Raw genomic sequence first — 24,799 nt, 5'->3', positions numbered from 1 at the left:
GCCCGGACGGGGACGTCAGCGGCAGGCCGTGATGCGCCAGAGCGACGCGTCGCCCTCGTGCGCGACCCTCTCGAACCCGTCGCGGCCCGCGAAGTCCGTCATGCCCGGCATGACGTACTGGCCCGGCCCCGTCGATCCCGGACCGAAGTCGAGCACGTAGCCGGGGTCGCCGTATGCGTGCAGCGCCGCGCACACCTTCGGGTCCTCCGCCGCGTCGCGCAGGCCCTTCGCCAGGGTCTGCCACGCCTCCGTCTGCGGGGGCGACCAGGTCCGGACCACGATGTCGCGGGTCGAGATCAGATACGCGAAGCCCGTCCCGGTCGAGGGGTTCCCGATGAGCAGGGCGTCGGCCGGGACGAGATCCGGCAGCCGCTTCAGGAGCCGGTCCTCGTCCGTGCTCAGATAGCTGCGGGCGTTCATGGCGTAGCGCGACTGCAGATCCACGTCCGCGCCGATCCGGAGCTGGACGACGGGGACGGCGACGACCACGGCCGCTCCGAGGACCGCCGCCGCGGCCAGCGCCGCGCCCGGCAGCAGCGCGCCGCGGCGCACCGGCAGACGCCCGGCCACCGCGCGGATCCCCGCCGCGAGGCCGATCGCCGCGAGCGGGACCACGACGAGCGGCGCGAGCGCGGCGATCCGGAAGGAGTCGCCGTACCAGGGGCCGGTCAGGATCCGCTTGACGACCGGCAGGTCGGTCGCGACGGCGAGCACGTAGAGCAGCGCGAGGATGCCCCACAGCGCCACGAGCCATCGCGAGCGGCGACGACGCGCCGCGTCCACCAGGCCGAGGAGCATCAGCACGCTCATGGCGAGGGCGCCGGGCACCCCCGACTGGCTGTTCGCGAGCACGTCGAGCGCCGCGCCCGGCACGGAGCGGTAGGAGCGCCAGAGCACCGGGCCGAGCGACCACGCGAAGTAGGTCCAGGTCGCCGCCAGCGCCGAGCCGCCGAGGAGGAGGCCGCCGGTGGCGACCAGGTGCGCACGCCTGCCCACGACGCCCGAGAGGCCGAACAGCCCCCAGATCCAGACGAACAGCCCCCAGACCAGCACCGAGGACGGCTGGGCGAGGGCGATGCCGACGACGATCCCGGACGCGCCGACGAGCAGCGCGACCGACTGCTCCACGGACACGGGGATCCGGCGGATCCCGTCGATCGTGAGCGCCACCGCCGAGGGCACGAGCGCGACCGAGAGCGCGTACGGGTAGAGCACGCCCCACTCGAACATGAGCTGCGGGAACACGAGGAGCCCGCCGGAGAGCGCGGCGGCGAACGCGGCGGCGCTCCGGTCGGCGATGCCGAACGCGCGCGTCGCCGCGGCGATGCCCAGCGGCCACACGAGCGCCGCGATGACGAGCGCGACCATGTTCGCGGCGATCGGGGCGCCCGCCGCGTCCGTGCCGACGAGCGACGCCACGGCGTGCCACCCCGCCGGGTAGAACCCGGTCGCGCCGACCAGCCCGTTCAGCGTGAACGACGAGGCGGATCCGGTCTCGGCGATCCAGCGCAGCGCGTTCAGGTGGAATACCGCGTCGTTGGTCTGCGAGATCGCCGTCGGCAGGCCGACATAGGTCATCAGCCGCGCGGCGTTCAGCACGAAGCCGACCGCCAGGCCGGCCAGCAGAAGGGCGCGGCCCCGGCGTCCGTGGTCCTCCTCGGCCTGAGGGCGTCGACGTCCGCGATGCAGCGCGAGGGAACCGATCCAGACGGCCGCGGCGATCACGAGCACGCCGATCGCGACGGCGGGGAGGCGCCAGGCCACGCCGAGCCACGAGTACACGACCGCCAGCACTGCGAGGAGGCCCACGGAGATCCCCGGGGCCGAGGACCAGAGCCGGAGCCCGCGCAGCCCGAGGCCCGACCCGATCAGCGCGCCCGGCCCGAAGAACAGCGCCGCCGTGAGCGCGAACGGCGCTGCCTGCGCGAGCCAGTCGCCGATCATTCCTCGACCAGCGCGATCGCGCCTTCCACGTCGCCGTCGTAGACGAGCGATCCCTTGTTGATGACGACCGCGCGGGTGCACAGCTCGCGCACCATCTCCATGTCGTGGCTGACCACGACGAGGGTCTTGCCCGCGGCGATGAGCTCGATGAACTTGAGCCGGCACTTCTCGCGGAACGGCGCATCGCCGACCGACAGGATCTCGTCGACCAGCAGCACGTCGAGCTCGACGTGGATGGCGACGGAGAAGGCCAGGCGCATGAACATCCCCGAGGAGTAGTGCTTGACCTCCTGGTCGATGAACTCCTCGATCTCGCTGAACGCGACGATCTCCTCGTAGCGCTCCTCGATCTCCTTGCGCTTCATGCCGAGGATGGCCGCGTTCAGGAACACGTTCTCGCGGCCGGAGAGCTCGGGGTGGAACCCCGCGCCGACCTCGATGAGGCCGGCGACGCGGCCCCGGGTGAGCACCTCGCCCGCATCGGGCTCCATCACGCCGGAGATGAGCTTGAGCAGCGTGGACTTGCCGGATCCGTTCCGCCCGAGGATCGCGACCGACTCGCCCTCGTTGATGACGAGATCCAGCCCCTTGAGCGCCTCGAACGTGGAGGTGGTCTTGCGTCGACGGATCCACGAGACCACGGTGTCCTTGAACGAGAACGCGTGGTTGAGCGTGAACTTCTTGTGCACCGCGTCGACGACGACGCTGGGGCGCAGCGTGGGTTCGGTGATCATAGGTCCTGCGCGAACCTTCCCTCGAGACGGCGGAACACGAGCTGGCCGATCAGGATCGTGCCCACGGAGATGAGGAACGCCCAGAGCGTGTTCCAGCCGAGCCCCGGCGGCAGGGGGATCACCGGGTCGGTCGTCGTGGGCCGCCAGAAGGCGTAGTGGAACAGCTCGACGCCCTGCGTGATCGGGTTGAGCATGTAGAGCTCCAGCACCCAGCGCGGCCATCCGAGCTCGTGCACGGCCTTCTCGACCATCGGCCAGGCATAGAGCACCGGCGACGCCCAGGTGGCCAGCAGCAGCAGGAGCTCCACGATGTTCTCGGCATCGCGGTAGCGCACGTTGAGGGCGCCGAAGAACAGGCCCAGGCCGAGGGCGAACAGGCTGACCACGGCCACGCCCGCGAGCATCGCGCCGAGCATGAGCAGCGTCGCATGGCCGACCCAGCCGAGCAGGAGCACGACCACCGCGAGGAGGGCGACCTGCGGCAGGAAGTGCACGAGGGAGACGATCACGGCCGACACCGCGAACAGCTGACGCGGAAGGAACACCTTCCGGATGAGGGCCGCGTTGCCGACGATCGACGTCGTCGCGTTCTTGAACGCCTCCGAGAAGAGGTTGATCACGATGATGCCCGAGAACAGGTACACCGCGTAGTTGGGGATGCCCCTCTGCAGCGACAGGAAGATGCCCATGACGATCCAGAACACGAGGAACTGGGCCGCGGGACGGACGTAGGACCACGTCCACCCCAGCACCGAGTTGCGATACCGGGTCGTCACGCCCGTGCGCACGAGCAGCTGCAGGAGGTACCGCCACCGCACGACGTCCAGCAGGCCATGGCTGCGTCCCGGGACGTCGAACGCCGTCCGCGGGACGGTCGAGAAGAGATCGGGTGTGCTGTTCAACGAGGGCTTTCTCTGGGTTCGGGCGCTTCGGCGAAGCCTCACCATTCTAGGTGAGGGCTCCCGCGCTTCCGCTGCGGGCACGGCCGGGCGGCCGCGGGAGCGCTCAGCCGAGCTGGGTGAACATCTGCCAGCCCCACCCGATGAGGCGGGGCGCCTTCCACGTCGCTCCGCCCGCCCCGGCGTAGAGCCACAGCTGCCCGTTCCCGTCGCGCGCCAGAAGATCGGGGGCGCCGTCGCCGTCGAAGTCGCCCGGCGCGACGAGCGCGGTCATCCCGCCCCAGCCGTTGCCGACCTGACGCGGCGCCAGCCAGCCGCCCGCGCCGCTGGTCGGATAGATCCACAGGGATCCGTCCGTGCGGCGCATCAGGACGTCCGAACGCCCGTCGCCGTCGATGTCGCCCGCGTTGAGGAGCGCGGTCGCGATCCCCCAGCCGTTGCCGATCGTGCTCGATCCGATCCAGCCCCCGTGCCCGTCCCCGCGGAACAGGATCAGGGAGCCGTTGGAGGCGCGGCCGATCACGTCGAGGCCGCGATCGCCGTCGAAGTCGATCCCGCCGACGAGCATGTCGATGCCGCCCCATCCCTGCCCGATCTGCCGGGGCGTCCCGTACGTGCCGTCGCCGGCGCCCGGGTAGAGCCAGAAGCTGCCGTCGGGCCGGATCGCGCCGACATCGGGTCGGCCGTCGCCGGTGAAGTCGCCGAGCGGGATCAGCCGGTCGTTGGCGCTCCAGCCGCTCGACGCGGCGATCGTCCCCCGCCATCCCCCGGCGCCGTCGCCGCGGTAGAGCGTGAGCGCGCCCGCCGAGCTCAGTCCCACCACGTCGCGGGCGCCGTCGGAGTCGACGTCCCCGACGCCCGCCGTCGCCGGGAGGGAGCGCGCACCGGTCACGACGGGCCCTGCTCCGCTCACGGACGCCATGACGCCCCAGCCGTTCCCCGACACGGGGCCGTTGGCGATCGATCCGCCGCCCACGCCGTTGTACAGGGCGACCGCGCCGGCCGAGGTGATGGCGACGACGTCGGTGATCCCGTCGCCCGTCACGTCGCCGCTCTGGAAGATCGAGGGCATGCCGCCGAAGCCGAAGCCGACCTTCGCGCTGCCCTTCCAGGTCGATCCCGCGGCGCCGTAGTAGACGAAGAGGCTGCCCGCCGCGTCGCGCGCGTACAGATCGGGCACCCCGTCCCCGTCGACGTCCGCTCCGCCCGAGATCGGCTTCATCGTCGACCAGCCGTTGCCGACCTGGCGGGGCGCGCCGAAGTCGCCGTTCACGGTGCCCGGCCAGAGCCAGAGCAGGCCCGCGGCGTCGACCGTGAACACGTCGGGGATGCCGTCGCCGGTGAAGTCGCCCGCCGCGGTGATCTGAACAGCCCGGGACCAGTCGACGGACAGTTTGCGCGGCGCCGCGAACCCGCCGCTGCCGTCGCCGTTCAGCACGAACGCGCCGCTCGCGGTGGTGACGACGAGGTCGCGGTGGCCGTCGCCGTCGAGATCGCCGACCGGGATCACGCGCGTCGCGCCGGCGACGGTCGCGAGGCTGACCGGAGAGCCCCACCGTCCGCTGCGGTACGGGTAGGCGTAGATCCCCCCGGAGCCGTTGGCGGCCACGATGTACGCGTCGCGGTCGAACGATCCGATCGTGGGCGGCGCGGATCCGCCGAGCTGGGTCGACCCGAACCAGTCCGTGAAGTAGTTGTAGAAGTTGCGGTTGCCGTAGGCGCCGCAGGCGTCGCTCTCGCCGTAGCCCGCGGCGAGCGCCGCGGCGTTCGGCTGATAGGGCGTGTAGTAGTAGAGCGCGGAGGTGGCCTTGTTCGCGACGTACACCGGCGAACTGCCGCACGCCGTGTTCGGGTTGTACAGGATGTTCCAGGTGTTCCCGGGCGCGTACCAGGTGAAGTAGCGGCCCTCCATGTAGATCTGCATCTGCCGCGCGGCACCGTAGACCTGCTGGAAGAACCCGGCGAACGAGGGGTCACAGGGCGCCGTGTCCGGGCACGCCTGCCCCATCGCCTGCGCATACCACCAGGCGCTGGGCCAGACGTGCGTGACCAGACCGGATTCCTTCTGCAGCATCACGATCAGCACCTGCGGGTTCATCCGGCAGGACTGCGCCACCTTGTAGACGATCTGGGCGGCGGTCTCGCCCGACGTGCCCGAGTATCCGCTGCAGTAGTTGTCCGCGGCCCGGGTCGGCGTGTCCTGGCGGAAGTCCTTGAGGCAGACGATCGGCCCGTACTGATCCGATCCTCCGAGGCAGGTCGGCACCTTCGCGTTGAAGAAGGCCTGGATCTGCGCGGCCGACATCGTGGACGAATCCGTGAACACGGCGTCGCTGATGATGTTGCCCGGGGTGAAGCCGACCAGGGTGCTCTTCACCGGCCCGCCGACGGCGGTGGCGGGCGACGCCACCGCGGAGACGCCGGCTGCGAGCAGCACGACGGCGAGCACGCCCGTCACGACCCGTTGGGTCCAGGGCATGAGTCGGGGGCGTCGGGGGGCACGACGAGTCATGTGACAAGTGTGACGGATGTCGCCTCATGTTGCCAGTGGTGGAGCGACTCCGCTGTTCGTGTCGCGTCAGCGCCCCTGAGCGACGATCTTGAGCAGATAGCCGCCGTAGCCGCTCTTCCGCAACGGCTCGGCGCGCTCCCTGAGCTCATCATCGCTCAGGAATCCCATCCTCCAGGCGACCTCCTCCGGCGCGCCGATCGACAGCCCCTGCCGTTTCTGCACGGTGCGGATGAAGTCCGTCGCCTCGGCGAGGGAGTCGAACGTCCCCGTGTCGAGCCAGGCCGTTCCCCGGGTGAGCACCTGCACCTGGAGCCGGCCGCGGGCGAGGTACTCCCGGTTGACATCGGTGATCTCGAGCTCGCCGCGCGCCGAGGGGCGCAGGCCCTTCGCGATCTCGACGACCTCGTTGTCGTAGAAGTAGAGCCCCGGCACCGCGTAGTTGCTCTTCGGGCGGGCGGGCTTCTCCTCGAGCGACACGACGCGGCCCTCGTCGTCGAACTCCACCACGCCGTAGGCGGAGGGGTCGTCGACCCAGTAGCCGAAGATGACGCCGCCGTCGGGACGGGCGAATCGGCGCAGCTGGGTGCCCATCCTCTGGCCGTAGAAGATGTTGTCACCGAGCACGAGCGCGACGGGCTCGGCGCCGATGTGCTCCTCGCCGAGGAGGAAGGCCTGGGCGAGCCCGTCCGGCGAGGGCTGCGACCGGTAGGTGATGGAGACGCCGAACCGGGAGCCGTCGCCGAGCAGGCGCTGGAACGCCTCGGCGTCGTGCGGAGCCGTGATCACGAGGATGTCGCGGATGCCCGCGAGGATCAGCGTCGACAGCGGGTAGTAGATCATCGGCTTGTCGTATACCGGGACGAGCTGCTTCGAGGCTCCCAGCGTGATCGGATGCAGCCGCGAGCCGCTCCCGCCGGCGAGAATGATTCCACGCATGCGGCCCATTGTCCTGCATGGCATCTACGGTGCACCCCATGAAACGCGTCGCCGAGCAAAGTCGTCCGCCGCCACTACCCTGTAACTCATGCGGAGACTGCTCGTGACCGGGGGCGCCGGATTCATCGGTGCGAACTTCGTGCACCACGTGGTGGAGAACACCGACGATCACGTCACTGTGCTCGACGCGCTGACCTATGCCGGCAATCGTGCGTCCCTGGACGGCCTGCCCGAGGACCGGGTGACGTTCGTGCACGGCGACATCACCGATGCGGAACTCGTCGACACGCTCGTTGCCGACTCCGACGCTGTAGTGCACTATGCCGCCGAATCGCACAACGACAACTCGCTGCACAGCCCGCGCCCGTTCCTGGATACGAACATCATCGGCACGTACACGCTGCTCGAAGCGGCCCGCAAGCACGACCGCCGCATCCACCACATCTCGACCGACGAGGTCTACGGCGACTTGGAACTCGACGACCCGGGGCGGTTCACCGAGAGCACACCGTACAACCCGTCCTCTCCGTATTCCTCCACGAAGGCCGGATCCGACCTGCTCGTGCGCGCCTGGGTACGCTCGTTCGGGGTGCAGGCGACGATATCGAACTGCTCGAACAACTACGGCCCGTACCAGCACGTGGAGAAGTTCATCCCCCGCCAGATCACCAACGTGATCCGCGGCACCCGCCCCAAGCTCTACGGCGCCGGCGAGAACGTGCGGGACTGGATCCACGCGAACGACCACTCGTCTGCGGTGCTCACGATCCTCGAGAAGGGGCGCATCGGTGAGACCTACCTGATCGGCGCGGATGGAGAGCGCAGCAACAAGGACGTCGTCGAGCTCATCCTCGAGCAGATGGGCCAGCCGCGCGACGCGTACGATCATGTCACCGACCGCGCGGGCCATGACCTGCGCTACGCGATCGACTCGACCAAGCTTCGCAGCGAGCTCGGCTGGGCCCCGCAGTACGTCGACTTCGCGTCGGGGCTCGCCGCCACGATCGACTGGTACAAGGCCAACGAAGCCTGGTGGGCGCCGTCGAAGGACGCCACCGAGGCGTTCTACGCCACCAAGGGGCAGTGATGGTGGTCGAGTTCGGCAAACAGCTCCAATTCGTCGACACGCCGATCCCTGGCATGATCGTCGTCGAACTGCCGGTGCACGGTGATGCGCGCGGATGGTTCAAGGAGAACTGGCACCGCGACAAGATGGCGGCGCTGGGCTTGCCGGACTTCGGTCCGGTGCAGAACAACATCTCGTTCAACGACGCCGTGGGCACGACGCGAGGCATTCACGCAGAGCCGTGGGACAAATGGGTCTCGGTCGCGACCGGCCGGATCTTCGGCGCGTGGGTGGACCTGCGCGAAGGCGCAACCTTCGGCACGGTCTTCACGACGGAGCTGGATCCGTCGCGGGCGGTCTTCGTCCCGCGAGGCGTCGGCAACTCGTACCAGACGCTCGAGCCCGACACGGCATACACGTATCTGGTGAACGATCACTGGTCACCGGACGCGTCGTACTCGTTCCTCAATCTGGCTGACGAGACGGCCTCGATCGCCTGGCCGATTCCTCTCTCCGCGGCAGAGATCTCCGAGAAGGATAAGCACCATCCCCGCCTGGCGGAGGTGATCCCGATCGCGCCTCGCAAGACTCTCGTGATCGGTGCTGACGGGCAGCTCGGGCGGGCTCTGCGGGCCGAACTCGGCGAAGCTCCCCGCATCGAGTACGCCACCCGTGCCGACCTCGATCTGACCGATCCCGCCTTGCGCAACGCCCGTCGCTGGCGCGACTACGCCACGATCATCAATGCCGGCGCGTACACCGCCGTCGACTTCGCAGAGACCCCGGAGGGTCGTCGCGACGCATGGGCCGCCAACGCGGAGGGGCCGGCGCGGCTCGCACGGATCGCCGCAGAGAACGGCATCACGCTCGTGCACGTGTCGAGCGACTACGTCTTCGACGGCACAGCCGACCGCCCCTACCGGGAGGACGCCCCTCTGACACCGCTCGGCGTGTACGCGCAGACCAAGGCCGCTGGCGACATCGCCGCGACCACCGCTCCGCGGCACTACGTTGTGCGCACGTCGTGGGTGGTCGGCGAGGGGAAGAACTTCGTGCGGACCCTCGCCGCACTTGCCGAGCGCGGGGCCGATCCGAAGGTCGTGAACGACCAGACCGGGCGCCTCACATTCGCGCCGGAACTGGCTGGGGCGATCAGTCATCTGCTGAAGTCGAATGCGCCTTATGGCGTCTACAACGTCACGGGATCCGGTGCTCCCGCCACGTGGGCGGACATCGCTCGCGCAGTCTTCCGAGCGACGGGTCACGACCCCTCACGGATCTCTGAGGTCAGCACCGAAGAGTACTTCGCGTCCTCGCCGACCCCGATAGCTCCGCGCCCGCGCTGGAGCGTGCTCGACCTCGCCCGTCTCGAGGCCGCGGGAGTCACGACCGCGGACCACCTCGAGTCGCTGGACCGGTACCTGCGGCACCTGCGATCGACCACGGACTGACGGCCGTCACGACATCGAGGCCGTCACAGCTCCGCATGCAACGTCCAGACGCGCTCGGCGGATCCGGTCCACGAGTACGCGCGCGAGCGATCCGCCGCAAGCACCGACAGTCGCCGCGCTCCCTCCCCTGCTGCATCGCGCACGGCCGCGGCGAATCCGTCAGCTGTCACCAGCAGCCCCCCCTCGGCGAGCACGTCATGGTGCACTCTGCTGTCCGCGGCGATCACGGGGACCCCGAGGGTCAGAGCCTCGATCATGCGCCACGGCCACGCCGCCGAGCCGTCGGCAGCCGTGAACGCCACGGCCCCGGCGAGCAGGGCGGCTCGGTCCGGCGTGTCGAGCCGCGCCGTGATGTGCACGCGGGGCGCCTCGAGCCCGACTGCCACCGCGACCTCGGCGATCGAAGGAGCCGCCCCGTCCGGCGCGTCCAGGACGAACACATCGGCATCGACCGCGGCGGCAGCGGCGAACACCGGCTCCAGAGTGTCCGCGCTTCCCGTGGCGACCAGGTAGCGAGCCGGAGCACCGAGGGCGTCACGGCGCTCGGCGCCATCGAGCGGAATCGCGAAGCCTTCCGCCGCGGCTCCGGGAATCACTCGCACGCGGTCCCCGAAAGCGCCCAGGTCGGTGAGCTGATCGGCCATGGCGTGGGTGGGAACGACGACGGCGTCCGCATGTCTGGCCGCTCGCTTCAGCATGCCGCGCTGCCACAGCACGCTCGCGCGCGGGAGCTGCTCCGGCGCGGTCCACGGGCGCAGATCCCAGACGGTGACCACCGTCTGGTCGTAGTCGTTGATCCGGTCGTGCTTCGCGAGCGGGGCGAACAGCGAAGGAGCGTGGATCATCCCGCCGCCGACGCCCGCGACCATCCCGAGCTGCCAGGCGACGCCGAGCTCTCGGCGCGGGAGGGCGAGTCGATGCACGGTGTCTGCGCCGTCGACGACGCCGTCACCGCCGGACGGGACGATCGCCTCGATCTCGCATTTGGGGGGGGAAGTCGCCGCGAGCGCCAGAACCAGCGAGCGAGCGGCGTCCGCCTGATCAGGATCCACGACGTCGTTCTCCTGATCGAGCACCACCCGCAGCACAGCCATGCGATGAGCCTATCGAGCGGCAGCGGCGCGCCACCGAGGCGCTCCACGGAGCCGCCGATCCCGTCGCCGCCGGTGCGCCTCGGGGGCGTGGATACGGACCCAGTAGCATCGAAGAACCGTCCAGAGCCAAGGAGCACACGTGCGCGTTCTCGTCACCGGCGGGGCCGGCTATATCGGATCCCACACCGTCCTCGCCCTGCTCGAGCGCGGAGACGACGTCATCGTCGTCGACAACTTCGCCAACAGCTCGCCAGTCTCGCTCGAGCGCGTCGCCGGGATAGCCGGACGAGCGCCGCGCGTGCATCGCTTGGACCTTGCCGATGAGGGGTCCCTCGAATCGGTCTTCGCAGCGGAGCGACCCGAGGCCGTCATCCACTTCGCCGGTCTCAAGGCGGTCGGCGAGAGCATGGCGGATCCTCTGCGCTATTACAGTGAGAACCTCGGCACGACCTTCGCGCTGCTGAACGCGATGCAGCGGCACGAGGTGCGCACCCTCGTCTTCTCCTCCTCGGCGACCGTCTACGGCGACCACCAGAGCGTCCCCTACCGTGAGGACGGTGGTCTGCTCGACGCTGCGAACCCGTACGGACAAACCAAGGTGATGATCGAACGGATCCTCACCGACCTCGCGCAGGCGGATCCGCGGTGGCGAATCGCGCTGCTTCGCTATTTCAATCCGGTGGGCGCACACGAGAGCGGGCTCATCGGCGAAGATCCCCGCGGTATCCCAAGCAACCTCGCGCCCTACGTCGCACAGGTCGCGGTCGGTCGTCTCGCCGAGGTCGGCGTCTTCGGTGACGACTACCCGACCGTGGACGGCACCGGCGAACGCGACTACATCCATGTGGTCGACCTCGCTGAGGGGCACGTCGCAGCGCTGGAGCACTTGCGCACTCATGACGGCGTCCGCGCCTGGAACCTTGGAACGGGGCGCGCCACATCCGTACTCGAGCTCATCGCCGCCTTCGAGCGCGCCTCGGGCCGATCGATTCCGCACCGCGTGCTTCCCCGTCGCGAGGGCGACCTGGCTCAGGCGTGGGCGGACACGACGCGCGCCGAGAAGGAACTGGGCTGGCGCGCACGGCGTGGCATCGCGGAGATGGCCGCGGACACCTGGCGCTGGCAGTCTGCGAACCCCCGCGGATACGAGCCGGCCGAAGCTCCCTGACCGCCACCACAGGGAGCGGATCCGGCCCTTCGACAGGCTCAGGGACGGGATCCGGCATTCACATCGCCGGATCGTCCCGTCAGTTGGTCGGCGTCGGCGTCGGCTCCGGGTGCAGGGCCTGCTTCACCATCGCGTGGATCTGATTCCAGTCGGGCTCGAACTCGTCCACGCCGTTCGCGGGGGTGAGGTCGATCGTCGTGAGCTTCTGCTTCTTCGCCTTCATCATGAGGTCGAAGAACTCGGGCAGCTTGTCCTGCGGCAGGTCGGTGTCGACCGCGGAGGTGCCCGCCGCGGCGATCTCGTTGAAGTGCGTGAGCACGTTCTGCGGCGTGAACTGCTTCAGCAGTGCGTCCTGCAGCTCGCGCTGGCGACGCATGCGGTCGAAGTCGCTCGTGGTGTAGCGCGAACGCGCGTACCACTGGGCGGTGTCCCCGTTCATGTGCTGCGGCCCCGGCTCGATCCACCCCGTCGCCCACTCATCGGCGTTGTCCGGACCGCCCCACTCCGGCACGTTGCCCTCGGGGAGTCGCTCCTTCACGGTGATGTCGACGCCGCCGAGCGCATCGATGAGCTTGGCGAAGTCGTTCATGTCGAGGAACACGTAGTACGGGATCTTGATGCCCAGTACGCCCTCGGCCGCATCTTTGGTCGCCTCGACGGCGGGACGGGATCCATGCTTCTTCGCGTCCGGATAGAGGGACGGTCCGGTGTGGCAGGTCTCCACGGCGTTGGTGAGCTGGTTGATCCCGCTCCCCCAGCCGCAAGTCTCGTCGTCGTGCGCCTGCAGGCCGTTCGGGTAGAGGTCGTGCATCGGCCCGGGCGCGAACGGCACATGCGGCATGTCGCGCGGGATGCCGAAGATCGTGGTCTTGCCCGTCTCCGCGTTCACCGAGACGACCGAGATGCTGTCGTAGCGCATCGAGTCGCGCCCCAGACCGCTGTCCGCGCCGAGCAGCAGCACGTTGTAGTAGCCGTCGCTGGGCGGCAGGCTCGGCCCGCCGGATCCGAACAGCGTGCTGATCGCCGTACGACTGGAGCCGACGATGTTCGCGGCGGACGCGGTCGCGCTGCCGCAGAGGCCGAGCACCAGCACGGCCACGAGCGGGATGGCGATCTTCGCGTAGTCCTTGGTGCGCACGAGCCGCACCAGGCGCAGCGTGTCGAAGGTGAGCACCACCCACAGCACGATGTACCCGAAGCACAGCACCTGGATCAGGGTCAGCACGATCCAGCTCACCCAGCCGCCGCCCACGGTGAACCACAGCAGCGCCTGGTGCCAGAGCAGAGCGGTCAGCGCGGTCACCACGACCAGCGCCCACATCACCAGCGTGGCGCCGAGACCGAACCGGCCGAGCCGGCGGTTGCCCGCCAGCACCTGCGCGGATCCGGGGATGAGCACGTTGAGCACGACGAGCCACCAGCCGCGGCGGGTCATCACCGCGGGTGAGCCGAAATCGGGGTCGCGCATCGGCCGGGTGCGGATGAGTCCCGCGCTCGAGGCGGAGACCACGCCGGGCCTGGTGAGCATCTGGGTCACAGGCTGTCCTTCAGCCGCCGGTTCTTCTCCTCGACCTGCGCCTCGAGATCCCGCGCATAGGACTCGATCCGGTCGGCGAGGGCGGGATCGGCGGTGCCGAGGATCCGCGCGGCGAGGATGCCCGCGTTGCGTGCACCTCCGATCGAGACCGTGGCGACGGGGATCCCCGCGGGCATCTGCACGATCGACAGCAGCGAGTCCATGCCGTCCAGGTACGCGAGCGGCACGGGCACGCCGATCACCGGAAGGGCCGTGACGGAGGCCAGCATCCCGGGCAGGTGCGCGGCGCCGCCGGCGCCGGCGATGATCGCCTTCAGGCCGCGCTCGCGCGCCTCGGTGCCGTAGCGGTGCAGCTTCTCGGGCGTGCGGTGGGCGGAGACGACCTCGACCTCGTGCGGGATGCCGAAGTCGGTCAGCGCCTCGGAGGCGGCGCTCATCACGCGCCAGTCGGAGTCGGATCCCATCACGACGCCGACGAGGGGCGCGGCGGATGCGTGCAGTGTCCCAGTCACCCGTCCAGGGTACGGGGGCCGGCTGTGAGAACCCCGCTGCGGCGCGCTGGGGCGTGGAAGCGTCGCCTCCGGTCCTTCGACAGGCTCAGGGATCGGTGCTCAGCGCGTCAGGCGAAGGCCGCCGCCGCGGCGCGGGCCTCGGCGAGCACGGCCTCGAGGTCGGATCCGTTCAGGTTCACGTGCCCGACCTTGCGACCGGGGCGCGGCGCCTTGCCGTAGGTGTGCACCTTCGCGTTCGGGCTGGCGGCGAGCGCGGCGGGGACGCGATCCAGCATCTCCGCCCCCTCGGGTCCGCCCAGGATGTTGATCATCACGGACCAGTCCGCATGCGGGGCGGTGTCCCCGAGCGGCAGATCGGCGACCGCACGCAGGTGCTGCTCGAACTGTCCGGTCACGGCGCCGTCCTGGCTCCAGTGCCCGGAGTTGTGCGGGCGCATCGCGAGCTCGTTCACCAGGATCCGCCCGTCCGCGGTCTGGAACATCTCCACGGCCAGCATGCCCGTGACGTCGAGCCCCTCGGCGATCTCGCGGCCGATGCGGGCGGCCTCGGCGAGGTGCGCGGCGTCGACGCCGGGCGCGGGCGCGATCACCTCGGCGCAGACGCCCCCCTTCTGCACGGTCTCCACGACGGGGTACGACACCGACTCGCCGCCCGGGCGCCGGGCGACCTGCTGGGCGAGCTCGCGCACGAACGGCACCAGCTCCTCGACGAGCAGCGCGTCGCCGTCCGCCAGAGCGGCGAACCAGTCGGCTGCCTCCTCGGCGGCCGACACCACGCGCACGCCCTTGCCGTCGTAGCCGCCGCGCGGGGTCTTGACCACGCCGCGTCCGCCGTGCGCATCGAGGAAGGCCTGCAGCTCGGCGAGGTCCGTGACCCGGGCCCAGTCGGGCTGCGGGGCGCCCAGCTCGGCGAGGCGGGCGCGCATATCCAGCTTGTCCTGGGCGAACCGCAGCGCATCGGGCCCCGGGTGCACGGCCACCCCGTCGGCGACGAGGGCGCGCAGCACCTCTTGCGGCACGTGCTCGTGGTCGAACGTGATGACGTCGACGTCGGCGGCGAAACGGCGCACGGTGTCCAGATCGCGGTAGTCGCCCACCGCGGTCGCGGCGAGCTGGGCGGACATGCCCTCATCCTCCGCGAGCACCCGGATGTCGATGCCCAGCTCGACCGCCGGAGCGATCATCATCCGCGCCAGCTGTCCGCCGCCGATCACACCCACACGCAACGCCATCGGATCTCCATTCCTCGGCATCCATTCTTCCGCATGCGCGCAGGCGGCCGGTTCCCCCGGGGAACCCGCGATCGCTGGTCGGGCGGAGCGTTCGCGCTCAGGCTCCGAAGCTCGCGGCCTGCGCGTCGCGGTGCGCGAGGATCTGGCCCACCTCGATCTGGTCGGCGAGGGTCTCCTGCACGAGGGCGACGTTCGGCACGTCGCGCAGGCGCAGCGGCGCGTCCACGCCGTTCGAGAGCAGGATCGTGCCGGCGCCCACCATGCGCTGCAGCGGGCCCCGGCGCACCGTGATCGTGTAGCCGCGGGTGTGCGACATCTCGGTGCTGCTGCGGGATCCGATGCCGTCGCGCACGATCACGCGGCGTGTGGTGATCGTGACCTGGCGCGCCAGCCACGAGAAGTACGGCACGACGACGAGAAGCAGCACGATCACGCCTGCCGCAGCCCACAGCATCCAGTCCTTCGCCCAGCCGGCGATGGGCGCGGGAAGGTTCCCGGTGAAGTAGCCCGTCGCTCCGGCGACCGCGATGAGCACGAGCGCGGACCAGAACAGATGCCGGGCGTGCGGGTGGAACCGCGCGATCAGGCGCTCCTCGGCCGGCACGCCGGGCGGCGGCGTCAGAGGCCGCCCGCTCAGGCTCACCGGTTGGGTCACGCGTCCATTCTGACCCGTTCCGGCGCCATCGGCGCCGCCCGGGGAGGGCGTGTCCGGAGCCGGCGCGGGTCCGCGGGTCAGACCACGAGCGCGATCGCGACGCCGTCCCAGCCCTTGACGCCGACGGTCTGCAATGCGGTGGCGTCGAAGCGCGGGTCGCTGCCGAGCAGTTCGAGCCCCGCCCTCGTGCCGACGACCTTGGAATCGGCGGACGCGGGGTCGACGATCTCGCCGTCGCGTCCGATGTTGTCGACGATCACGACGGTCCCGGGGTGGCCGAGGCGGGCCGCCCAGTCGAGGTAGATCGTGTTCGACTCCTTGTCCGCGTCGATGAACACGAGGTCGAAGGGTCCCGGATCCGCGAGCCCGGGCAGCACGTCCGCCGCTCGCCCGACGAGGATCTCGACCCGGTCGCCGACGCCCGCGGCATCGATGCTCGCCCGCGCGACGGCCGCGTTGGCGGGTTCCGCCTCGATCGTGACGACGCGTCCGCCGTCGCCGACCGCCCGCGCCATCCAGATCGTCGAGTAGCCGCCGAGCGTGCCGATCTCGAGCACTCGCCGCGCACCGGAGATCCGCACCAGCAGGTTCAGCAGCTTGCCGCTGACGGGAGCGACCTCGATCGCCGGCATCCCCGCCTCCTGCTGCGCGGTCAGCGCGGCCTCGAGCGCGGGGTCGTGGCCCACCAGGGTCTCAGCGAGGTAGTCGTCTGCGGCGCGCCAGTTCGCGAGGGTCGGTTCAGCCATGCGCCCAGCTTCACCGCTTCCGGCATGAGGATCAAGAGCCTCGGGCGGGCGGGAGCGTCGATGGCATGGTTCGCGGGCGGTCTGCGGCGAGCGCGGGCTGCCGGCGGAACTGGCCGATCGCGATCAGGACGACGATGACCGCGGTGCCCACGATCCAGCCGGAGACGCCGAGAGGCAGTACCAGAGCGGGATCCGGCTTCGACCCGGCGGCGAAGAACCAGAGGTGCATCGCGGCCGACGCGTTGAACGCGCCATGCGCGAAGACGGCAGGCCAGAGCGAGCCGGACCGCAGGCGCAGCCAGCCGAACAGCACGCCGAGCACCACGCATCCGCCCGTCATCAGCAGCACGCCCGTCACGTCAGCGCGCTGGAAGTTGTACCCGAGCAGGATGAGCGGCGCGTGCCACAGCCCCCAGATCATCCCGCTCGCCACGAGCGCCGGCCAGGTGCCCCACCGGCGCAGCGCCGGCACGAGGAAGCCGCGCCAGCCGAGTTCTTCGCCGAAGGCGGCGATGGCGTTGACGGTGGCTCCGGCGATCGGGATGCTCGCCGCCTGCGCCGCGATCAGCACGCCGGTGGCCGGCAGCGGCGTGCCCGCGGGGACCTTGGCGGCGAGGAGTCCAGCGAACCCGGAGAATCCGGCGAGGTCGACCGTCAGCCATCCGCACAGGACCGAAAGCGCGGTGCCGGCGAGCACGAGCACCGGCGGCCCCAGCAGGCCGATCACGGCCATCCCGACGACGCGCTTCGCGGGTCGGAGCGGCCACAGCCCCAGGAAGCGCAGCCGGGAACCCCTCGGGATCGGGCGCAGCACCGCGAGCACGATCAGCACCGCGAGTGCCGGGGTGTACATCACCCCCGCCATGAGGGGCACCGCATAGGGCTCCCGCAGCCCGTCGCCGAGCCAGAGCGGCAGAACGGCCAACCACGCCAGACCGCACGCCAGCACCACGTAGGCGACGATCGGGCCCGCGCCGATGCGGACCGGCTCTGCTGCGTCGGTCGCTGTTCCGGCGTCGCTCGCTTCTCCGGCGTCGGTCGGGGCGCTCTTCGCCCGCAGCTCGTCAGTCATGATCCGCACCGCCCTTCTCACGCCCGGCGGTCGTCTGCGCGCGATCCAGATACGCATCCAGCACCGCCGCACCCACCGCGGCGCCGTCGACCGTGACCACGAGCGGGCGCCTGCCGCGGCGCTCGACCTCGATCGCGGGCCCTCGGCGCAGCACGATGCCGGTGCGCCCGTCGAGGCCGAGCCGCCAGCCGAAGCCGCCGAACTCGCCGAACGGGTTGCCGTCGACGGCGCGGACCGAGACGACGTCCTCGAGCGGCACGTGCACGCGCGGGAAGCCGATCCGCGAGCGGACCGACAGCCCGTCGGGCCCGACCCGCACCCGGAACGACGCCGACGAGGCGAACGCTCCGCCGATGAGCACCAGTGTGAGCACGGGGATCCAGATCCGATCGGTGAATCGGATCGCCATCACCGCGGTGACGCCGACCACGAGCACGACGATCAGCGAGACGAGGATCACCGCCGGCCGGGACAGGCTGGCTGTCGCCAGCCACACCACGCGCTCCCCGCGGGCGATCGAGTCGATGTGCACGGGTTGCAGCGGAGCCGCAGGGGCCGGATGCACGTGCGGCTGCACCAGCCACCCGACGCCGATGAGCACCACGAAGGCCGCGAACGCGCCGACCATCCACCACCCCGCATCGGGCGCACGAGCGGCGTCGGCGAGACCGCGCTGCATGCCCACCGCGCTGAGCGCGATCACCGCGCTCAGACCCGAGATCCCCAGTCCCATCGAGGCCATCAGCCGTGCGGCGCCGCCCCAGTGGTCGCGCACGCCGAGCAGGGTGACGACCGTCATCGTCGCGGGCAGGACGAAGCCCAGCAGCACCGCCAGCCACACGAAGGTGACCGGCGGACCGTAGCCGTCGGGACCGGCCGGGCCCCAGTGCGTGACGGCGGGAGAGGGCAGCTCCGGCAGCCAGGACAGGATCAGCACGATCACGGCCCCGGAGAGCAGCAGCGGGAGCGCCACGCCCACGACCAGCGCGATCAGTCGCGCACGCCTCAGCTCCTGACTCGGAACGGCCGTCACGTCCTGCGTGACGGGATCCGTGCGATCGTTCATGCCCGCTTCCTCTCTCTGCGTCCAGGCGCTCGACCCGGCCGGGCGCTCATCGCTCCCCCGCCCCTTGCGCGGCGACGAGCGCGGCGAGCGTCGCGGGGGTGAGCCCGAGCGCTGCGCCGCGCCGGACGAGCTCCGTGATGTCGTCGGCGACCTCGACGAGAGGCGCCGCGCTGGCGGAGAGCACGGCACCACGACCGCGCCGGAGGTCCACCAGCCCCTCGTCGCGGAGCTCCTGATACGCGCGCAGCACGGTGTGGACGTTCACGTCGATCGCGGAGGCCAGTTCGCGCGCAGCAGGCAGACGGTCACCGGGACGCAGAAGCCCCGCCAGCACCTCCGCGCGCACGGATGCCGCGATCTGCTCGAACAGCGGGCGCGCGCTGTCGGCGTCGATCCGGATCAGCATCCCGCACCTCCCGCCATGATCTCTCGTACGCAGTTATTCTATTACAACTAGATCAATTGTGGGAGGGATCGCGTCGAATCCGCACGGGCGGGGCCGATTTGTGGAAGGGGTCCCGTCGATTCCGCCTCGGCATGGCGCAGCACCGACACTGGCAGCATGCGCATGACACCCCGTCGCCTGGCCCTGGGCATGAGCCTCTGGATCCCCAATCTCTTCAGCGGCATCCGCGTCCGCGGCTTCAGCGAGGACTGGACCGGCGCGACTGTCGAGCTGCACGTCAACGTCTTCACCCGCAACTACGTGAAGACCGCGTTCGGCGGATCCATGCAGGCCATGACGGATCCGTACTTCTTCATGCTGGTGATGCACCAGCTCGGCCGCGACTACGTCGTGTGGGACACCCGCGGCGAGATCGAGTTCCTCAAGCCCGGCCGCGGCGTGCTCACCGCGCGCTTCGAGGTGCCGAAGGAACGGGTCGCCGCCATCCGCGCCCGCGCCGAGGGCGGCGCCAAGGTGCTGGAGTGGTTCGAGACGGAGATCACGGATCGCTCGGGCGACGTCGTGGCGCTCGTGCGCCGCGAGGTCTATGTGCGGGAGAAGAGGCGCGTCACCGCGGCCAAGGCGTGATCGAGCGCCGCGCGGATCCTGGATGCCCCCCCGATCCCGGATGATGGAGGCATGCCCCTCGCCCGCCGCCTGACCCTCGCCGACGCCGTCGCGATCGGCCTCGGATCCATGATCGGCGCCGGCGTCTTCACCGTGTGGGGTCCGGCGATCGGGACCGCCGGATCCGGCCTGCTCATCGCCCTGGTGATCGCCGGGATCGTGGCGTACTGCAATGCGACCTCGTCCGCCCGGCTCGCCGCCGCGCACCCCGTCTCGGGCGGCGCCTACGCGTACGGGCGCGCGGAGCTCGGCCCGTGGTGGGGCTTCGTCGCAGGCTGGTGCTTCGTGATCGGCAAGCTCGCGAGCTGCGCCGCGATGGCGATGACCGTCGCCGCCTACGTCGCGCCCGCGGCGTGGCAGAAGCCCGTCGCGATCGGCGTGGTGGCGCTGCTCACCGCGGTCACGTCCTTCGGCGTGACCCGCACCGCCCGCCTCACCCAGGCGCTGGTCGCGGTGACGCTGCTCGGCCTCGTGGTCGTGCTGGCCGCGGCGGGCGCAGCCCTGCCGGCGGCCTCCCCCGCACCGCTCCCGGGCGGCACCGGATACGGCGTGCTCCAGGCCGCGGGGCTGCTCTTCTTCGCGTTCGCCGGATATGCGCGCATCGCGACCATGGGCGAGGAGGTGCGCGATCCCGCGCGCACCATCCCCCGGGCCGTCGTGCTCGCCCTGTCCGCCGTGCTGGTGATCTATGCGCTGGTCGGCAGTGCGGTCGCGCTGACGCTCGGCGGGGCGGCCGCGGGCTCCTCCGCGCCACTCGTCGGCGTCGTCGACGCGGCCGGCTGGGCGTGGGCCGCTCCGGCCGTCCGGGTCGCCGCCGCTGCTGCGGCGACGGGGGCGCTGCTGGCCCTACTGTCGGGAATCGGGCGCACGTCGCTGGCGATGGCGCGGGAACGCGACCTGCCGTCGGCGCTGGCCGCGATCGATCCGCGGCACCACGTGCCCCGGCGCGCGCAGCTCGCGGCCGGGGTCGTCGTGATCGCCGTCGTGGCCGTCGCGGATCTGCGCGGCGCGATCGGGTTCTCCTCGCTCGGCGTGCTGCTGTACTACTTCGTCGCCAACGTGAGCGCGCTGGCCCGGGACCGGGCGGCGACGCGCGAACGGCGGACCCGGTGGTGGCCGGCGCCGCTGCCCGTCACCGGCGCGCTCGGCTGCATCCTCCTCGTCGCGACGCTCCCGCCGGGTTCCGTGCTGATCGGGGCCGGGGTGGTCGCCGTGGGCGTCGCCCTCCGGGCGATCAGGATCGCCCGGGACCGGCGGCGGAGCGGTACGACGAAGGCGTGAAGCCCAGCACCGCGCGGAAGTCGTTCGCCAGATGCGCCTGGTCGGCATAGCCCAGCTCCGCCGCGACGTCCGCCAGTTCCGCCTGCGGATCCGTGCGGATCAGCTCCGCCGCCTCCTGCAGCCGACGCCGGCGGATGATCGCGGCGGGTGAGAGGCCGACGTGGCGGTGCGCCATCCGCTGCAGGGTGCGCACGGAGACGGCCAGTCGGGCTGCAGCCTGCTCGGGGGTGCGCACCGACGGGTCGGACATCAGCAGCTGCGCCATCGCGTTGGCGTGCCGCGCGGGCGCGGGAACCTCGCCGACCCGGCTCCGCAGCCAGGCGCACAGCACGGCGACCGCGCGCTCGCGGTGCCCCTCACCCGACGCCATGGCCCGGGCCACCGCCTCGGGCAGGCCTGGCGCGGGGAACGGCTCGAGCCGGTCGAGCAACGCGCTCGGCGCATCCGTGAGCGCCGCGACGGCTGCCGGCCGCAGCAGCGCGCCGACGGCCCAGCCGCGGCCGGTGAGGTCCCGCGAGGTGGCGCGCGTGGTCGCGCCTGACAGCACCGCGCGCGGCTCCCCCACGGTGTCCGACTCGACGACGAGGTTCAGCGCCGGGTACGAGACGAGCTCCTGGCGCGAGGAGCGACCGGGCTCGATGTCCCACTCGGGGATCCAGCACCACTCCACGACCTCCGCAGCGTCCGGGGTCGGCGGCAGCCGGTGGAACTGCGGCAGACGCGCCGGATAGAGCACGCCGCGCGTGGGGTCGACCATGCCTCGAGCGTAGAGGGCAGCGCGGACACCGCGAAGGACGCCCGGCCACCCGATCCTGCCGCGACCTTCGCTCAGGTCGCACTTTCTGCGCCAAGATCCGGGGTTTGGGACCGAAACTGCGACCTGAACGATACGGACGCGCCCCATCCGCTCCCCCTCGGCGACCGCCCCCGGCATGTGGCGCGAATCTGCAAGCGTCCCGGCTGCGCGGCCGCCTACCGTCGGAGGCATGAGCGAAGACACCCCCACCACGAACCCCACGGCCGCCGGCACCACGGGCGTGACCGGCCGGTACACCACGAACGGCCGTCCGAACTCAGCGACCTCCCTCACCCCGTTCCTGGCGATCCCCGACTCCCGCCGTGCGATCGAGTTCTACCGCGACGTCTTCGGCGCCCGCGTCGTCGACGTCACCGAGTTCGGCGGCGTGGTCGCGCATGCCGACCTCGACTTCGGCCTGGGCGTGCTGCAGCTGGGCGACCCCAACCCGGAGTACGGACTGATCGCTGCCCCGGCGGGCGATGCCGACTGCTACTCAATGGGCCTCTACGTGCCCGACGTCGATGCGGTCGTCGAACGGGCGGTCGCCGCCGGCGCCACCGTGCGCGAGGCGCCGTCGACCTTCGTCTCGGGCGACCGCTACGCGAGCATCCGGGATCCGTTCGGCGTGCGCTGGTCGATCATGACCCGCGTGGAGGACCTCTCGGAGCAGGAGAGCGCCGCGCGCGTGGCCGAGTGGGCCGCGTCGTTCAGCGCCCCGCAGAGCTGAGCGGCGCCGAGCCGGGCGGCGCCGCTCCGACCGCTGCAGCAGGTCAGCGCGTCGCGGCGCGGACCGCGTCCTCCGCCGTCGCTGAGGCTGCCGCGCGGCCGGCGGCGCCCGGCCCGCCCTGGGCGAGCGCCTCCTCGGCTGCCGCCGTCACCGCGGGAAGCAGCGCGTCCGCGGTGCGGCGGTAGCCGAGCGCGCTCGGGTGGAACCGGTCCAGGCTGAACATCTCCTCGGGCTCGTCGAAGAACATGGTGCCGACCGCCCTGCGCAGATCCACCGCGGTGGCGCCGTGCTCGATCGCCGCCTGCGCCTGGGCCGCGGCCAGCCGGCGCGACATCCGCGAGGCGATCGACCGCAGCGGCTGCGGCACGGGCCGGAGCGCTCCGAGGTCGGGGCAGGTGCCGACCACGACGCCCGCACCGAGGGCGTGCAGCCACCCGATCGCGTCCTCGAGGTGCTGCACCGAGAGCGAGACCGGGATCCGATGCGTCACATCATTGCCGCCGACCACCACGACGGCGACGTGCGGCAGGTAGTCCGCCTCGAGGGCGGCGAGCTGAGCGTCCAGGTCGGTCGACTCGGATCCGACGATCGCCGCCGTGCGCAGGCGCACCGGCCGGTGGATGCGACGAGCCAGCCCCTTGGCGAGCCGACCGCCGAGGGTGTCCTTGCGCCGCTGGGCGCCGAGGCCCGCCGCGAGGGAGTCGCCGAGGAGCAGGAGGTCCACGGGTTCCCCGGGCAGGCGCGGACGCCACACCCGGTCGGCGTCGAGGGCGTCCTCCCCCAGCGGCTTGCCGATCCGGCGCCGTGCGATGCGCGCCTGCCGCGCGAGCGCGATCCGAACCGCCACCACGGTGCCGGCGATCGCGAGCCCGGCCGCACCGGAGGCGACGGACGCGGAGCGGATCCGATCGGCGTCGCGCGCGTGCATGCCCCGATCACACCGCATCCGGGTGAACGGCGCGTGACCGCGCGGCGACGAATCCGGGGCGCCCTTCGTCGCGAGCGGCCGCCCTCAGGACAGCGGTTTGACCTCGAGCGTCCCCACCGTGTCTCCCGCGCGCACGGCGGCGAACGCCGTGTAGCCGTCGGCCGCGGCGCGCTCCAGCAGCGCCTTGAGGTTCTTCGTCCGCCGCTCCAGCCGCACGCGGGCCCCGTCCGCGATGAGCGCGGCCTTGTGCGCCACGAGCTCGGCCACGGGCACGTCGGCGTCATGCACGAGCACGACGGCCTGACCGGCCGCGTCGTCGGCGGACTCCAGCAGGTCCACGATCCGCTCGAAGCCGATCGAGAAGCCCACCGCCGGAACCTGCTGCCCGAGGAAGCGGCCGATCATGCCGTCGTAGCGGCCGCCGCCGCCCAGGGAGTAAGGCACGGAGGGGTGCGCGAGCTCCATGATGGTGCCGGTGTAGTAACCCATCCCGCGCACGAGGAACGGGTCGAACTGCAGCGGGATCGGGTCGATGCCCTCGGCCGCCGGGCGTGCGGCGGCGACCGCCTCGCCGAGGCCGACGAGGTGGGCGACGAGCTCATCGGGCGCGTTCTCGGGCAGCGCCTTGCGGATCTGCTTCTCCCCGTACGGGTTGTACTCGAGGGTCTGCGGGCGGCGCAGGAAGGCCTGGAACGCGTCCACGGCGGCCGCCGTCGCACCGCGCTCGCGGAGTTCCGCGACGATCCCGTCGGGCCCGATCTTGTCGAGCTTGTCGATCGTGATGAGCACACCGGGCCGCTCCGCCTCTTCGAACCCGAAGGAGTCGAGCATCCAGTCGAGCGCACGGCGGTCGTTCACCCGCACCATGCCGCCGGTGAGCCCGAGCGCGTCGATCGTGTCGAGCGACGCCACGATGAGCTCGGCCTCGGCGCGCGCCGAGTCATCGCCGATGATGTCGATGTCGCACTGCACGAACTGGCGGTAGCGGCCCTTCTGCGGCCGCTCGGCGCGCCAGACCGGACCGATCTGGATCGAGCGGAACACGCCCGGCAGCTGGCCGCGGTTGGTCGCGTAGAACCGGGCGAGCGGAACGGTCAGGTCGTACCGCAGGCCGAGGTCGCTCAGCGCCGCGGGGTCCTCGGCGGCCGCGCTGATCGCTTCGGCATCCAGGCCGCGACGAAGGATGTTGAACGAGAGCTTCTCGTTGTCGCCGCCGATGCCGGCATGCAGGCGGTCGTGCTCCTCGACGACGGGCGTCTCGATCTCGTCGAAGCCATGGGCGCGGTAACGCTCGCGGATGACGGAGAGCACACGCTCACGACGCGCCTTGTCGGCAGGGAGGAAGTCGCGCATCCCGCGCGGAGGATT

General features: G+C 71.2%; 23 protein-coding genes. 6 read left to right on the top strand and 17 right to left on the bottom strand.

Going from position 1 to position 24,799, the window contains the following annotated elements; all coding sequences use genetic code 11:
• Positions 1-15 precede the first annotated feature (15 nt).
• The 5 genes from ACYQ1L_RS05720 to rfbA all read right to left on the bottom strand — a co-directional run bounded on the left by ACYQ1L_RS05720 (position 16) and on the right by rfbA (position 7,025).
• The gene (locus tag ACYQ1L_RS05720; protein ID WP_460003276.1) at positions 16-1,944 is read right to left on the bottom strand and encodes a DUF6541 family protein; all 1,929 of its coding nucleotides are present in this window, start codon (positions 1,942-1,944) and stop codon (positions 16-18) included.
• Positions 1,941-2,678, bottom strand: a complete 738-nt coding sequence (locus tag ACYQ1L_RS05715) for an ABC transporter ATP-binding protein (RefSeq protein WP_460003275.1) — start codon at positions 2,676-2,678, stop codon at positions 1,941-1,943. Before ACYQ1L_RS05715 ends, ACYQ1L_RS05720 begins: the two co-directional genes overlap by 4 nt.
• Positions 2,675-3,580 (bottom strand): ABC transporter permease, encoded by a 906-nt coding sequence (locus tag ACYQ1L_RS05710; protein WP_460003274.1) that lies wholly within the window; start codon positions 3,578-3,580, stop codon positions 2,675-2,677. Before ACYQ1L_RS05710 ends, ACYQ1L_RS05715 begins: the two co-directional genes overlap by 4 nt.
• A 103-nt stretch (positions 3,581-3,683) precedes the next feature.
• Positions 3,684-6,089, bottom strand: a complete 2,406-nt coding sequence (locus ACYQ1L_RS05705; RefSeq protein WP_460003273.1) for an FG-GAP-like repeat-containing protein — start codon at positions 6,087-6,089, stop codon at positions 3,684-3,686.
• 66 nt (positions 6,090-6,155) lie between these two features.
• Positions 6,156-7,025: a glucose-1-phosphate thymidylyltransferase RfbA gene (gene rfbA / locus ACYQ1L_RS05700; protein WP_460003272.1), complete on the bottom strand. Its 870-nt coding sequence runs from the start codon at positions 7,023-7,025 to the stop codon at positions 6,156-6,158.
• 88 nt (positions 7,026-7,113) lie between these two features.
• Here rfbA and rfbB point away from each other — a divergent pair, with 88 nt between their 5' ends.
• Together rfbB and ACYQ1L_RS05690 are read left to right on the top strand one after the other, a co-directional pair.
• Positions 7,114-8,112 carry a dTDP-glucose 4,6-dehydratase gene (rfbB, locus tag ACYQ1L_RS05695; RefSeq protein ID WP_460003271.1) on the top strand — a complete coding sequence of 333 codons (999 nt, stop codon included), beginning with the start codon at positions 7,114-7,116 and terminating at the stop codon, positions 8,110-8,112.
• A complete protein-coding gene (locus tag ACYQ1L_RS05690) occupies positions 8,112-9,542 on the top strand; it encodes a sugar nucleotide-binding protein (protein WP_460003270.1) in 1,431 nt (476 codons plus the stop codon). The genes rfbB and ACYQ1L_RS05690 overlap by 1 nt, the downstream gene beginning before the upstream one ends.
• A 23-nt stretch (positions 9,543-9,565) precedes the next feature.
• On the opposite strand, the gene ACYQ1L_RS05685 is transcribed toward ACYQ1L_RS05690, so the two are convergent.
• The gene (locus ACYQ1L_RS05685) at positions 9,566-10,636 is read right to left on the bottom strand and encodes a glycosyltransferase family protein (RefSeq protein WP_460003269.1); all 1,071 of its coding nucleotides are present in this window, start codon (positions 10,634-10,636) and stop codon (positions 9,566-9,568) included.
• A gap of 139 nt (positions 10,637-10,775) precedes the next feature.
• Between ACYQ1L_RS05685 and galE the strand changes: the two genes are divergently transcribed.
• Entirely contained in the window at positions 10,776-11,804 is a 1,029-nt protein-coding gene (galE, locus tag ACYQ1L_RS05680) for a UDP-glucose 4-epimerase GalE (RefSeq protein WP_460003268.1), read from the top strand.
• A gap of 79 nt (positions 11,805-11,883) precedes the next feature.
• Here the strand turns inward: galE and ACYQ1L_RS05675 are convergent, their stop codons facing one another.
• The 8 genes from ACYQ1L_RS05675 to ACYQ1L_RS05640 all read right to left on the bottom strand — a co-directional run bounded on the left by ACYQ1L_RS05675 (position 11,884) and on the right by ACYQ1L_RS05640 (position 19,030).
• Complete coding sequence (locus ACYQ1L_RS05675) at positions 11,884-13,332, bottom strand: LCP family protein (protein WP_460005763.1); 1,449 nt, start codon at positions 13,330-13,332, stop codon at positions 11,884-11,886.
• Positions 13,333-13,337: 5 nt separating this feature from the next.
• Complete coding sequence (purE, locus tag ACYQ1L_RS05670; protein ID WP_460005762.1) at positions 13,338-13,805, bottom strand: 5-(carboxyamino)imidazole ribonucleotide mutase; 468 nt, start codon at positions 13,803-13,805, stop codon at positions 13,338-13,340.
• A 155-nt stretch (positions 13,806-13,960) separates the two neighbouring features.
• The gene (locus ACYQ1L_RS05665) at positions 13,961-15,085 is read right to left on the bottom strand and encodes a 5-(carboxyamino)imidazole ribonucleotide synthase (protein WP_460003267.1); all 1,125 of its coding nucleotides are present in this window, start codon (positions 15,083-15,085) and stop codon (positions 13,961-13,963) included.
• 97 nt (positions 15,086-15,182) lie between these two features.
• A complete protein-coding gene (locus tag ACYQ1L_RS05660) occupies positions 15,183-15,740 on the bottom strand; it encodes a PH domain-containing protein (protein WP_460003266.1) in 558 nt (185 codons plus the stop codon).
• 77 nt (positions 15,741-15,817) lie between these two features.
• Positions 15,818-16,486 (bottom strand): O-methyltransferase, encoded by a 669-nt coding sequence (locus ACYQ1L_RS05655; RefSeq protein ID WP_460003265.1) that lies wholly within the window; start codon positions 16,484-16,486, stop codon positions 15,818-15,820.
• Positions 16,487-16,517: 31 nt separating this feature from the next.
• A complete protein-coding gene (locus ACYQ1L_RS05650) occupies positions 16,518-17,558 on the bottom strand; it encodes a CPBP family intramembrane glutamic endopeptidase (protein WP_460003264.1) in 1,041 nt (346 codons plus the stop codon).
• Positions 17,551-18,624 (bottom strand): SdpI family protein, encoded by a 1,074-nt coding sequence (locus ACYQ1L_RS05645; protein WP_460003263.1) that lies wholly within the window; start codon positions 18,622-18,624, stop codon positions 17,551-17,553. Before ACYQ1L_RS05645 ends, ACYQ1L_RS05650 begins: the two co-directional genes overlap by 8 nt.
• Before the next feature lie 46 nt (positions 18,625-18,670).
• Entirely contained in the window at positions 18,671-19,030 is a 360-nt protein-coding gene (locus ACYQ1L_RS05640) for a GntR family transcriptional regulator (protein ID WP_460003262.1), read from the bottom strand.
• A gap of 156 nt (positions 19,031-19,186) precedes the next feature.
• On the opposite strand from ACYQ1L_RS05640, the gene ACYQ1L_RS05635 reads away from it, so the two are divergent.
• Positions 19,187-19,657, top strand: a complete 471-nt coding sequence (locus ACYQ1L_RS05635; RefSeq protein WP_460003261.1) for a DUF4442 domain-containing protein — start codon at positions 19,187-19,189, stop codon at positions 19,655-19,657.
• Positions 19,658-19,708: 51 nt separating this feature from the next.
• Positions 19,709-20,977, top strand: a complete 1,269-nt coding sequence (locus ACYQ1L_RS05630; protein ID WP_460003260.1) for an APC family permease — start codon at positions 19,709-19,711, stop codon at positions 20,975-20,977.
• Here ACYQ1L_RS05630 and ACYQ1L_RS05625 read toward each other — a convergent pair.
• Positions 20,931-21,734 carry a helix-turn-helix domain-containing protein gene (locus tag ACYQ1L_RS05625; protein ID WP_460003259.1) on the bottom strand — a complete coding sequence of 268 codons (804 nt, stop codon included), beginning with the start codon at positions 21,732-21,734 and terminating at the stop codon, positions 20,931-20,933. The two genes, ACYQ1L_RS05630 and ACYQ1L_RS05625, sit on opposite strands and share 47 nt — an antisense overlap.
• 229 nt (positions 21,735-21,963) lie before the next feature.
• Between ACYQ1L_RS05625 and ACYQ1L_RS05620 the strand changes: the two genes are divergently transcribed.
• Positions 21,964-22,503, top strand: coding sequence for a VOC family protein (locus ACYQ1L_RS05620; protein WP_460003258.1), 540 nt, complete (start codon positions 21,964-21,966; stop codon positions 22,501-22,503).
• A gap of 43 nt (positions 22,504-22,546) precedes the next feature.
• Here ACYQ1L_RS05620 and ACYQ1L_RS05615 read toward each other — a convergent pair whose 3' ends face one another.
• Positions 22,547-23,431, bottom strand: a complete 885-nt coding sequence (locus ACYQ1L_RS05615; protein ID WP_460003257.1) for an SGNH/GDSL hydrolase family protein — start codon at positions 23,429-23,431, stop codon at positions 22,547-22,549.
• A gap of 84 nt (positions 23,432-23,515) precedes the next feature.
• On the bottom strand, positions 23,516-24,784 hold the full coding sequence (locus ACYQ1L_RS05610) for a histidine--tRNA ligase (protein WP_460005761.1): 1,269 nt from the start codon (positions 24,782-24,784) through the stop codon (positions 23,516-23,518).
• Positions 24,785-24,799: the final 15 nt, after the last annotated feature.

The organism is Microbacterium xylanilyticum (genome assembly GCF_054654695.1).
The sequence above is the reverse complement of the archived record's forward strand: the minus strand, read 5'-3'. Positions and strand labels throughout refer to the sequence as shown.

Coding starts and splice junctions, on each gene's coding strand:
- ACYQ1L_RS05720 (WP_460003276.1), bottom strand. CDS start 1,944: ATGATCGGCGACTGGCTCGCGCAGGCAGCGCCGTTCGCGCTCACGGCG.
- ACYQ1L_RS05715 (WP_460003275.1), bottom strand. CDS start 2,678: ATGATCACCGAACCCACGCTGCGCCCCAGCGTCGTCGTCGACGCGGTG.
- ACYQ1L_RS05705 (WP_460003273.1), bottom strand. CDS start 6,089: ATGACTCGTCGTGCCCCCCGACGCCCCCGACTCATGCCCTGGACCCAA.
- rfbA (WP_460003272.1), bottom strand. CDS start 7,025: ATGCGTGGAATCATTCTCGCCGGCGGGAGCGGCTCGCGGCTGCATCCG.
- rfbB (WP_460003271.1), top strand. CDS start 7,114: ATGCGGAGACTGCTCGTGACCGGGGGCGCCGGATTCATCGGTGCGAAC.
- ACYQ1L_RS05690 (WP_460003270.1), top strand. CDS start 8,112: ATGGTGGTCGAGTTCGGCAAACAGCTCCAATTCGTCGACACGCCGATC.
- ACYQ1L_RS05685 (WP_460003269.1), bottom strand. CDS start 10,636: ATGGCTGTGCTGCGGGTGGTGCTCGATCAGGAGAACGACGTCGTGGAT.
- ACYQ1L_RS05675 (WP_460005763.1), bottom strand. CDS start 13,332: ATGCTCACCAGGCCCGGCGTGGTCTCCGCCTCGAGCGCGGGACTCATC.
- purE (WP_460005762.1), bottom strand. CDS start 13,805: ATGGGATCCGACTCCGACTGGCGCGTGATGAGCGCCGCCTCCGAGGCG.
- ACYQ1L_RS05665 (WP_460003267.1), bottom strand. CDS start 15,085: ATGGCGTTGCGTGTGGGTGTGATCGGCGGCGGACAGCTGGCGCGGATG.
- ACYQ1L_RS05655 (WP_460003265.1), bottom strand. CDS start 16,486: ATGGCTGAACCGACCCTCGCGAACTGGCGCGCCGCAGACGACTACCTC.
- ACYQ1L_RS05650 (WP_460003264.1), bottom strand. CDS start 17,558: ATGACTGACGAGCTGCGGGCGAAGAGCGCCCCGACCGACGCCGGAGAA.
- ACYQ1L_RS05645 (WP_460003263.1), bottom strand. CDS start 18,624: ATGAACGATCGCACGGATCCCGTCACGCAGGACGTGACGGCCGTTCCG.
- ACYQ1L_RS05640 (WP_460003262.1), bottom strand. CDS start 19,030: ATGCTGATCCGGATCGACGCCGACAGCGCGCGCCCGCTGTTCGAGCAG.
- ACYQ1L_RS05635 (WP_460003261.1), top strand. CDS start 19,187: ATGCGCATGACACCCCGTCGCCTGGCCCTGGGCATGAGCCTCTGGATC.
- ACYQ1L_RS05630 (WP_460003260.1), top strand. CDS start 19,709: ATGCCCCTCGCCCGCCGCCTGACCCTCGCCGACGCCGTCGCGATCGGC.
- ACYQ1L_RS05625 (WP_460003259.1), bottom strand. CDS start 21,734: ATGGTCGACCCCACGCGCGGCGTGCTCTATCCGGCGCGTCTGCCGCAG.
- ACYQ1L_RS05620 (WP_460003258.1), top strand. CDS start 21,964: ATGAGCGAAGACACCCCCACCACGAACCCCACGGCCGCCGGCACCACG.
- ACYQ1L_RS05615 (WP_460003257.1), bottom strand. CDS start 23,431: ATGCACGCGCGCGACGCCGATCGGATCCGCTCCGCGTCCGTCGCCTCC.
- ACYQ1L_RS05610 (WP_460005761.1), bottom strand. CDS start 24,784: ATGCGCGACTTCCTCCCTGCCGACAAGGCGCGTCGTGAGCGTGTGCTC.